We start from the raw sequence: 9260 nt of genomic DNA, 5'->3' as shown, positions 1-9260 counted from the left end.
ATCCTGTTTCCTTGAATTTTGATGTGCTGTGGTACTGCGAAGTATTCGTTAATACCTTTCCTTTTGAATCTTGGATGATCTGCATTCTTATGGAAGAAGTTCTTGAATGCATTATCAAGAAAGCGTAATGACATCTGTAAGGATTGAGAATTAACTTCGTATAACCATGGTTTTTCCTTCTTGAGTTCGATGAGCATGTTATTTGTGTCAAAATAGTTCAGAGAAGATCTCTGTGCATCCCTATGCGTTATATAGTATTCATCCCTCTTGGCCAAAAAATAGTTGTATACGAATCGGCAACTACCAAAGTGCTTTTCCAGTAAAATTTTCTGTCCTTCGTTTGGATACAGCTTCACTTTGGTAGCCGTTATCATTGATTACAGATATGATGAGATTATTTATAGATCTTTCATGATTGGGGGAAGTCCGTGTATCTCATGTCTGAAGAGGAGAATTACTGCTTCCCTCAAACCCCTAACCTTTCTATAAATGGATAAAAACGTTCGTTTCTGAGAAAATTAAGGGTGAGCTATCGACCATTCAGGCTACCATTATGCTACGCAGAGAATATTGAAAATGAAAGAATGGTAAATTTTATCCATGATCTTTTAGATATATGGATCATTCCTGAACTGTCCTATTTTCAGATTCTGGCAGGAGCTTTCTAATGTACCAATCCCGATCAAAGGGCATTATGTCATCCAGACCCTGCCCCACGCAGATAAATACAACAGGCTTCTTCAGGTCGTGATATATGGAGAGGATCGATCCGCCTCTGGCATCTGTATCCAGCTTCGTCACCACAACACCGTCATAGCCAACATTTTCTTCGAACATTCTAGCCTGGTTCACAGAATCCTGACCAGAGACCGCATCTATAACAAGCAACGTAAGATCAGGTTTTGATACCTTTTTTATCTTCCTCATCTCGTCCATCAGGTTTCTGTTCGTGTTCATCCTTCCGGCTGTATCTATCAGTACATAGTCTATATTTCTGGCCTTTGCATGTTCAATGGCATCAAATGCAACTGAAGACGGATCGCTTCCCCTGTCATGTTTGATAACCTCCGTACTGGCTTCCCTACCTATCAACGATATCTGCTCTATAGCTCCCGCCCTGAATGTATCTGCGGCTGCTATGACTACGCTTTTGCCATTTTTCTTAAGGTAGTGAGCAACCTTCCCGATGGTCGTTGTCTTACCCGTTCCATTTATTCCAAGAAACAGGATCACATAGGGCTTCTTCTTCACATTGAGGATATCCGGGGATGAATCATCGATGATCTCCTTTATGGATGAAGAGAGCACCTCGTCTGGATCGAACGAACTGGTTTCCTTCTTCAGTTTTTCCCTGACTAGGCTGGCCAGGTCTTCTGCAGTCTCCAGAGAGACGTCAGCTTCAACAAGCTTCAGTGGGATATCCTCGGCCACCTTGTCTGGATCGATCTTATTCCTTCGAAATAGCTCTGCAAATTTTTTTCGCAACTTTTCAAACATAATCCATCATTTCACATTTCTGGTGGCTTCTGTCGCATAAACTGTATTGTACTGATCAACCAGCGTTTTCCTCTGGTCGAGCAATTTTTGAATTGACGCTTTAATATCATCAAGGTTCTTTTTCAGCCTTTCTACAGATTTTTCTTTGTTTTCGGCAACGTATATGCCTGATCCTATGGGTACTATCAGGTCTTCATCAAGGCTGACCGTTCCCTTGGCGAATAATCCGGATCCTACTGATATTAATTTTTCCTGACTGCTTGCCACATCTGCATTTGACAACAGTTCAATGGTATTCTGCACCTCTATGAGTGCCTTGTTAAGGGTATCAATCTGCGAATCGACCGATGATATCAGGGATTCGATATAATTCAACTGTGCTTCTACATTTCTTGCCATACTTCATCCCTCAAACAGTCTCCTGCTTTCCTTCAATGCCTCGAGAACTGGCATTGTTTCACCACTTAAATAGCTTATCAGTGCACCGCCACCGGTAGATGCATGATCGATCATCTTTGTCAGACCAAGCTTATCCAGTGCGCTCAGCGTGTGGCCACCGCCAGCGAGCTTGAACGCCCTTGAATGGGCAACAGCGTTAAATATCTCCCTTGTTCCAGACGAATACTCCTCAATTTCATACATGCCCATAGGGCCGTTCATGAATATTGCTCTTGCTCCATCTATTATGTCAGAATACTGCACGATGGTGTCCAGACCTATATCCGCAAGGATCTGATCCTCTGGTATCTTTTCGTTCAGTGATATCCTTTGGCTGGAGGGGTTCATCACAAAATCAGTTGGCATGACCACTCTATCTCCATACTTTGAGAGTATAGTTCTGCATTTTTCCAGCAATTTTTCATAATCCCCATTGTTCTTGATGATGAAATCCCTGTTTTTCTTGCCTATATCAACGCCAGACGCCCAGAGGAAGGCATTAGCAACAACGCCTCCCGTAAGAATCTTATCGACAAAGTCATTGGAGAGGAAGTTCTCTGAGACTGCTATTGAGTCTTCGATCTTGGCGCCACCGAGTATTGCGATCTTTGGCCTATCCTTTATCTTCCTGAACTTTTCAATCATCCCTACCTCTTTCTCTATCAGGTTACCAGCTATGTTTGGCTTTATTCTGTGGAAACCAACCAGGGTTGTCTGTGCTCTGTGTATGGCCGCGAATGCATCTATCACAAAATAATCAAACAGTGGAGTCAAATTCTTAACTATATTTGAGGACTCCATGCTCTCTATGGACGTCAGATCAACCTCTTCCGAATAAAACCTGGCATTCTCAAGCATCAGAATATCGCCATCAGACATCTCCGATACAGCTTTGTTGACCTGACTGCCGAATAGCTGATCCACAAACTGAACTTTCTTGTTCAGCACGTGGGAAAGTATCTGCGCATGTTGCCTTAGCGATATAAAATCATCTTTTCCTGGTCTGCTCTGATGGGCCACAATAACAACCTTGGAATTTCTTAGATTTCTGATCGTATCCACATGCGCTTTGAATCGATCGATACCCATTATCTCGCCGGTAAGTGGATTCACTGGAGCATTTATATCAACTCTCAAGTATACGGTTTTTCCTGCAAGGTCGAAAGAATTCATCAGAAAGAACTCATCCATGGTAGTGAATATGCCCAGTTATTAAATTTATTGCTGAGCCTCTGCATAATTTATAAGCAGCATTAAGATAGAGCTCTGGATGAAAGGTCTAATAACTGCCGCTGGGCTTGGAAAACGTTCTATGGCCTCAAAATATTATCGCAAGGAACTATTCTCCGTTTACGATTTTCGGGATGGATCAGTGGTCATACGACCTATCCTGGATGCCGTGATATACAGGATGAAGTATATTGGTGTGAACGAAATATACATAGTTCTGGATCAGGAGGATGGTGTAACCAAAAAATTTATAGAGGATAGTTATCCCGAACTTCAGATCATAATTCAGAAAGAAAGGAGAGGCTACGGTTATGCTGTATATCTGGCAAGAGAGTACATGGATTCTCCATTCATACTGAATGCGGGAGACGGCATGATCATAGATCCGGATCTGGAGAAGGATATCTTGAAACGTTATAGATTCGGAAATATTCTGGTGTCGTTTAGGGTCGAGGATCCCACGAAATATGGCGTCGTAAAAATGGAGGAAGATGCGGTTGTCGGGGTAGTAGAGAAACCAAAGGTTCCACCTTCGAACATGGCACTTGCGGCCCTTTACATATTAGATCCATCGGTATTCAACTTCATAGATACAGAAACGACAGATTCTGAGTTGACGCCTGCCATCGACGCCATGATAAGGAAAGGCGTGAAGACCGATCTCTATGAGATTACTAAGGATCAATGGATAAGTGTAGGTCAGGTTCTGAAATATGTAGATGTGGTGAACAGAACATACAAGTTTGCCACGGATCGTATGTCTTCGGTCAGATGATACTCCATTGATGAAGGCTTAAAGCACTTGTTGAAATTACGTTCTACTACTCAGAATATCATTCAGATTATGCTGGACAATCATACCAATTGGTCTCAGAGAAAGCGTTAGTATGAAGAAGAATCTGTAAGCATCATGTGCTTCGCCGATGGAGTATATGGGCTAGTTTTTGTTTTTCGATCACAGTATATACATGTTCAGATCGTAAATTAGGTGATCTCTTTCCATAAGCATATGCGATAGGATCTCCGACTAATGAAAATTGGAAAGTGCGCCTAATGGCCTTGCTCATCTATAGATCTATAAGATACGATGGTTGAGCCAAGAAATCGCTCATGTGTAATCGTAGCTTGACCTTCTCCAAAATGTTCTCGGCATCAGTGTCTCTTTGAGACTGTTCAGTCTTTCTCTAAATTTTGAAAGATCAGATATGGCATCTATTACCTCTTCTTCTATATTCTTGGTACGTCTATATCCAAGCTCCTCAAGTTTCCTGTGCTCCGGATTGTAATAGTGCTCCTCCCTCTCAACTCTGGGATTCTCCACATGCCCAATATCCGGTACGATGCCATATTCCCTTTTGAATATATCCTGAACCATCTCGGCAAGCTGCCCAACGCTGTATTTTTCATCAAACTGATTGATGACCCTGTATTCACCGCTCTCAGGCGGTTTTTCTAGCGCCAGCGTGAGGCACTGGATGCTGTCATTCAACGACAGAAATCCCCTCGTCTGGCCTCCCTTTCCATAGACGGTCATGGGCATACCTAGTATCGCCTCTGCAGTGAACCTGTTAAGAGCCGTCCCATAGACCTCATCGATGTCGAATCTTGTGTAGAGGCCAGTATCCGCAATTTCTTTTGTCTTGGTTCCATAAACGACGCCCTGCATCACGTCTGTTATTGCAAGATTCCAGAGTCTGTTTGCGAACATGAGGTTATTGGAGTCATGAACCTTAGTCCAGTGATACCAGGAGCTGGCGTTCTTGGGGAATGGAAGCATATCTTTCCTTCCATGGTATTCTATCTCGAAGAAGCCTTCCGGTATATCTATATTTGGCGTACCATACTCACCCATGGTACCAAGTTTCAGTATATGCGCCTTTGGAACGATGTCCTTCACTGCATATATGAGATTCATCGTACTTGTTATGTTCTTGACCATGGTTTCATTTGCTTCCTTCAAGCCAATCATAGAATATGGCGCAGATCTCTGCTCTGCGAGATGAACTATTGCATCAGGTCTCGATTTCTCTATAGCCCTGTACATGAATTCTGGATTCGTGGCATCGCCATAGAAGAACTTCACATTTCGCCCAAAATATTTCTTTATTCTCGCGTTCCTCTCCTTGAAGGAGAGTATTGGGAGCGCTGAATCAGAATTTACATTAGCTACCCTCTTTCTTGTTATGAAATTATCTATGCCGTACACCTCATGTCCTCTGTTTAGAAGCCTGAGTGCGAGAGGAAAACCTATATAACCGTCAACACCCATTATCAGTATCTTCATTCCTATTGATATCTCTATCAGCATAAAAATATTATTTCATGTCTTAATTATTCATTCTAATTCTGAACCGAGGTTTGAAATATATCCATAATATCAAATTTGAACTCTACATTAAATATATTTACTACAGAGGTGCATCATTTGGTCGATTCGATTACGGTCTCATCCCATGAGAATCTGATAGAGATACGCAGTCTGAGAAAGGTATATTCAAATGGTAAGGTGGCGCTGAACCATATAGACCTTGATATACCTGCAGGGATAACAGCCATAATAGGAAGAAATGGCGCCGGCAAGACTACGCTGATGAGAATACTCTCAACCCAGCTGAAGCCAACATCGGGTATGGTAAGGATAATGGGATTGGACACGGCAAAGGATGAAAAGCGAATCCGGAGATTGATATGCAGTATACCACAGGAAGCCTCGCCCATAGGAATACTGACACCGCTCGAACAGGTCAAGATGTATCTGGTAGCTCGCGGGTTTTCATACTCTTCGGCGGATGCTGAAGCAAGAAGGGCCCTGGCCGAAGCTGGTCTCGAAGATAACATGAGGACTCCAGCAGATACGCTCTCTGGAGGTATGAAACGCAAGATTTTCGTGGCCATGGCCCTTGCTTCGGGCAGCGAGATAGTCTTTCTGGACGAACCTACCACCGGCTTAGATCCAATATCCAGATACGATGTCTGGGCTGCAATAAGGAGGCTGAAATCGCATGTGATTCTCACAACGCACTATATGGAGGAAGCCGCCTCACTATCCTCGTTCATAGTGCTAGTGGATTCTGGCATGGTGATAAGCAGAGGTAGGCTCAACGATCTACTTGCCGAATTTTCAGGCAAGGTCAGAATAGAATGCAGAGATCGTCAGGAAGACTCCATAAGCATGGGTGGGATGTTCATAAAATACGTCGATGCTGAGAAGGCTGAGGAGTATGTCAGGTTGGGATGCAATGTGAAGGGTATAACTCTTGACGATGTCTTCATAAAGGAGAGGATAGATCTTGAATCTTAAATTTATAATGATGTTCGCATGGTATTACGGCTTCAGAGCGGTGAGACGTGGCCCATCGTACCTTCTATCTGCAATGAGCACACCTCTTGCCCTGCTCTTTCTAATATTCATAATTTCAAGAGGAAAGCTTCTGAATTATGCTCTGGTTGGTGGGTTCATCGGTCTGATATCCTCTGTTTCACTATCAAGTGCAGGCGATGCGGCGTTCCTCAGACTACAGCTGAGGATGCAGGATCTGTTTGTGGCAACATCCATTTCACCAACAGATTACATGATGGGCCTGACGCTGAGCTATCTCATCTTTTCAATACCCGGCCTGTTTGTATACGCTTTTCTGGGGGGCATATTTCATATATTCACGCCAACAGGCGTCGTTGCACTCATCGGCACACTGATAATGCTCACCCTTGCAACGAGTTCAGTTTCTTTCATAGTATCGGGGCTAATAAAACACGTCAGAAACGTTTGGGGTATAGCCGGAATACTCTCCGTGGTTATGACCGTGCTTCCACCAACATTCTATCCTTACACCATAATCCCCAGACCATTTCTGTATGCCCTGTCCATATCACCAGCTACATCTGCGGCTGTGATCATGCAGGGTGTTTTCGGGCTTTCACCTAATATGTATACCATGATACCGATTTTCATAATAGAAACCGCAGTATACGCACTTATAGGTAGAACAATGATAAAGTGGAAATCTGAGGACTGAGATAATTCATAGAGGAGTATGTAAACGGAAATGACTCCAATCAGAGAAAGATATATTAGAGCAATATAATACCCAAAGGTGAACCAGGCTGTAGAATTTCTGAAGGTATTCATACCGCTCTTCATAGTCATCGATCCATTCGGTAGTCTGGTTCTTTTCACATCCATGACATATAATTTCAATGAATCTGAGAAATTGCGCGCCACAAAGGATGCTGTCTTTTACGGTGGTATCATCCTCGTCATGTTTGCGCTGGCAGGTGAATACATAATTTACTTCTTCGGTATATCTATAGAGGCCCTTGAAATGGCAGGGGGAATCATACTGCTATTAATGGCAGTGGAGATGATAATGGAGGGTAACAGGCCAAAATCGTCTGGATCAGAATTTGTTGATTATGATATAGGAATAGTACCCTTTGCAACCCCGATGCTAGCGGGGCCAGGTGCTATATCACTTGTGATCATATTGATGAAGGGCCCGATCATCGAGAGGATATTCACCCTGATCTCCATAGCGATAATCTTTGTTATGGTTTATATATTCTTCAAATGGTCTTCGATAGTTTCGAAATTCATCGGAGCAAAGGTCATGAAGGCCATATCCCGTATCTTCGGTCTCCTGCTTGCTGGTTTTGCCATACAATACTTTATAGACGCTATCATCGCGCTATCGATACTCAAATGATTAATTTCATCGGTATTTTTTCAGCAGTCTGAAGTAGACGAAACCTCCGATCATTTGGATTATACCACCGATCTCCACAGGCAGCGGAGGATAGTAATCCATGAGATAGCCAGCGATCCCAGATGTGCTCTGCATTATCCTGGAGGGAGCTCCCTGAATGCTGGAGGCTGTGCCAAGATCCTCGTCCTTCACGCCCTGGATGTTTACCACATTTCTTATGGGTGTTCCGAAGCCAGCCACCGCAGTCCTGATTATGTATATCGCTGATCCAAGTATGAAGTAAGGGCTTGCAGCCATGGCTATCAGCAGAGCGCCCTGCAACACCCTCGTGAGTGAACCAAAATATACGGCTTTATCTCTAGAAATATGAATTCTACCGGCCAAGAAGGATCCGAGAGCAGTGGTCAGATATGAGATAGTGAAGATCAGCCCGATCTTTGATGCACTGACCCCGTATCTTATCTCAAACCATGCGGATATGAGCGCCATGGAAAACCCAATGGCGCTGCCGTTGATGATGTTGGTCGTTATAACGCGTGCGGAAAAGTGCAGGGTTTCTCTTCTCAAAAACTTTGTAGTCTTTTTTTGCCTTTGATCCCGCTTTATGAGCATCAGGGAGATGAACGAGAGCATTATGAGGAAAAATGTTGCATGGTAGAGCATCACGAAAGCGCCCTCGTTTCCATATATCCTGGAAAGAAAGCCGTGTAAATAGAGCAGCAAGCTTCCCCCTATGCTGGCTATCGACGCTACAAAGGTGATATTTGCCATCTTCGATATTCTCACGGAAGGATCCTGCCATATCCTGGCAAGATAGGGTGTTATGCCGACAGAAAAAGATCCACGCATTCCGCCCGGGGCCCCAGCGCTTCCTGATATTATAGTTGCTATGACTATCAGCGGAATAGATCTTGTGAAGGAAAGTATTCCAGATGCCAGCAACGCCGGCAATTCGCCCATTATCAGGGAATACTTGTACCCTATGCGGTCACCAAGCATACCGATACCTAGGGACAATAAAACATTGAAGAGCGCGGTACCAACATATATAATACCCACATTGGCTATGCTTATCCTGTTAACAAGGAGATAGAGCGGCAGGGACAGCGCCATGAATATCAGGCCTGCACTTCTGAAAGCCCTTGACGATAATATCAACCTGAATGATGCAGAATATGGTTCGTGCGTCATGGAAGCGCTTCCCTGAATGAAGGCTCATAACTAAACGATATTTATGGCTTCGTATGTACAGCTAAAAAAAGATATTTATAGAAAGGTTAGGAGTTTGGGGGAAGCAGTAAAACTCTCTCTTCGGACAGGAGATACACGGACTTCCCCCAACCGAAAATCCTATTGATAAGTTTGCTATATTAATAATAGATGTTCAGAACT

10 protein-coding genes are annotated in these 9260 nt (G+C 43.5%); 4 read left to right on the top strand and 6 right to left on the bottom strand.

Going from position 1 to position 9260, the window contains the following annotated elements:
* The 4 genes from DMB44_RS06435 to DMB44_RS06420 all read right to left on the bottom strand — a co-directional run.
* On the bottom strand, positions 1-374 hold a 374-nt coding region (locus tag DMB44_RS06435; protein ID WP_153280181.1), incomplete at its 3' end, for a helix-turn-helix domain-containing protein.
* A gap of 247 nt (positions 375-621) precedes the next feature.
* Positions 622-1497 (bottom strand): signal recognition particle-docking protein FtsY, encoded by an 876-nt coding sequence (gene ftsY / locus DMB44_RS06430; RefSeq protein ID WP_110641994.1) that lies wholly within the window; start codon positions 1495-1497, stop codon positions 622-624.
* A gap of 6 nt (positions 1498-1503) precedes the next feature.
* The gene (gene pfdA, locus DMB44_RS06425) at positions 1504-1896 is read right to left on the bottom strand and encodes a prefoldin subunit alpha (protein WP_110641992.1); all 393 of its coding nucleotides are present in this window, start codon (positions 1894-1896) and stop codon (positions 1504-1506) included.
* Positions 1897-1899: 3 nt separating this feature from the next.
* Positions 1900-3126, bottom strand: a complete 1227-nt coding sequence (locus DMB44_RS06420) for a phosphoglycerate kinase (protein ID WP_110641990.1) — start codon at positions 3124-3126, stop codon at positions 1900-1902.
* Between the two features lie 79 nt (positions 3127-3205).
* On the opposite strand from DMB44_RS06420, the gene DMB44_RS06415 reads away from it, so the two are divergent.
* Positions 3206-3940: a nucleotidyltransferase family protein gene (locus DMB44_RS06415; RefSeq protein ID WP_110641988.1), complete on the top strand. Its 735-nt coding sequence runs from the start codon at positions 3206-3208 to the stop codon at positions 3938-3940.
* 333 nt (positions 3941-4273) lie between these two features.
* Here the strand turns inward: DMB44_RS06415 and agl3 are convergent, their stop codons facing one another.
* The gene (gene agl3, locus DMB44_RS06410; protein WP_110642000.1) at positions 4274-5449 is read right to left on the bottom strand and encodes a UDP-sulfoquinovose synthase; all 1176 of its coding nucleotides are present in this window, start codon (positions 5447-5449) and stop codon (positions 4274-4276) included.
* A 141-nt stretch (positions 5450-5590) separates the two neighbouring features.
* On the opposite strand from agl3, the gene DMB44_RS06405 reads away from it, so the two are divergent.
* The 3 genes from DMB44_RS06405 (at position 5591) to DMB44_RS06395 (ending at position 7868) form a co-directional block, all read left to right on the top strand.
* Entirely contained in the window at positions 5591-6466 is an 876-nt protein-coding gene (locus DMB44_RS06405) for an ABC transporter ATP-binding protein (protein WP_237265334.1), read from the top strand.
* Positions 6456-7181 (top strand): ABC transporter permease, encoded by a 726-nt coding sequence (locus tag DMB44_RS06400; RefSeq protein WP_110641986.1) that lies wholly within the window; start codon positions 6456-6458, stop codon positions 7179-7181. Before DMB44_RS06405 ends, DMB44_RS06400 begins: the two co-directional genes overlap by 11 nt.
* 78 nt (positions 7182-7259) lie before the next feature.
* Positions 7260-7868 (top strand): MarC family protein, encoded by a 609-nt coding sequence (locus DMB44_RS06395; RefSeq protein WP_110641984.1) that lies wholly within the window; start codon positions 7260-7262, stop codon positions 7866-7868.
* 6 nt (positions 7869-7874) lie between these two features.
* Here the strand turns inward: DMB44_RS06395 and DMB44_RS06390 are convergent, their stop codons facing one another.
* A complete protein-coding gene (locus tag DMB44_RS06390) occupies positions 7875-9059 on the bottom strand; it encodes an MFS transporter (RefSeq protein ID WP_237265333.1) in 1185 nt (394 codons plus the stop codon).
* Positions 9060-9260 lie beyond the last annotated feature (201 nt).

Source organism: Thermoplasma sp. Kam2015 (assembly GCF_003205235.1).
In the GTDB taxonomy this organism is placed as follows: domain Archaea; phylum Thermoplasmatota; class Thermoplasmata; order Thermoplasmatales; family Thermoplasmataceae; genus Thermoplasma.
The sequence above is the reverse complement of the archived record's forward strand: the minus strand, read 5'-3'. Positions and strand labels throughout refer to the sequence as shown.

Coding starts and splice junctions, on each gene's coding strand:
- ftsY (WP_110641994.1), bottom strand. CDS start 1,497: ATGTTTGAAAAGTTGCGAAAAAAATTTGCAGAGCTATTTCGAAGGAAT.
- pfdA (WP_110641992.1), bottom strand. CDS start 1,896: ATGGCAAGAAATGTAGAAGCACAGTTGAATTATATCGAATCCCTGATA.
- DMB44_RS06420 (WP_110641990.1), bottom strand. CDS start 3,126: ATGGATGAGTTCTTTCTGATGAATTCTTTCGACCTTGCAGGAAAAACC.
- DMB44_RS06415 (WP_110641988.1), top strand. CDS start 3,206: ATGAAAGGTCTAATAACTGCCGCTGGGCTTGGAAAACGTTCTATGGCC.
- agl3 (WP_110642000.1), bottom strand. CDS start 5,449: ATGAAGATACTGATAATGGGTGTTGACGGTTATATAGGTTTTCCTCTC.
- DMB44_RS06390 (WP_237265333.1), bottom strand. CDS start 9,059: ATGACGCACGAACCATATTCTGCATCATTCAGGTTGATATTATCGTCA.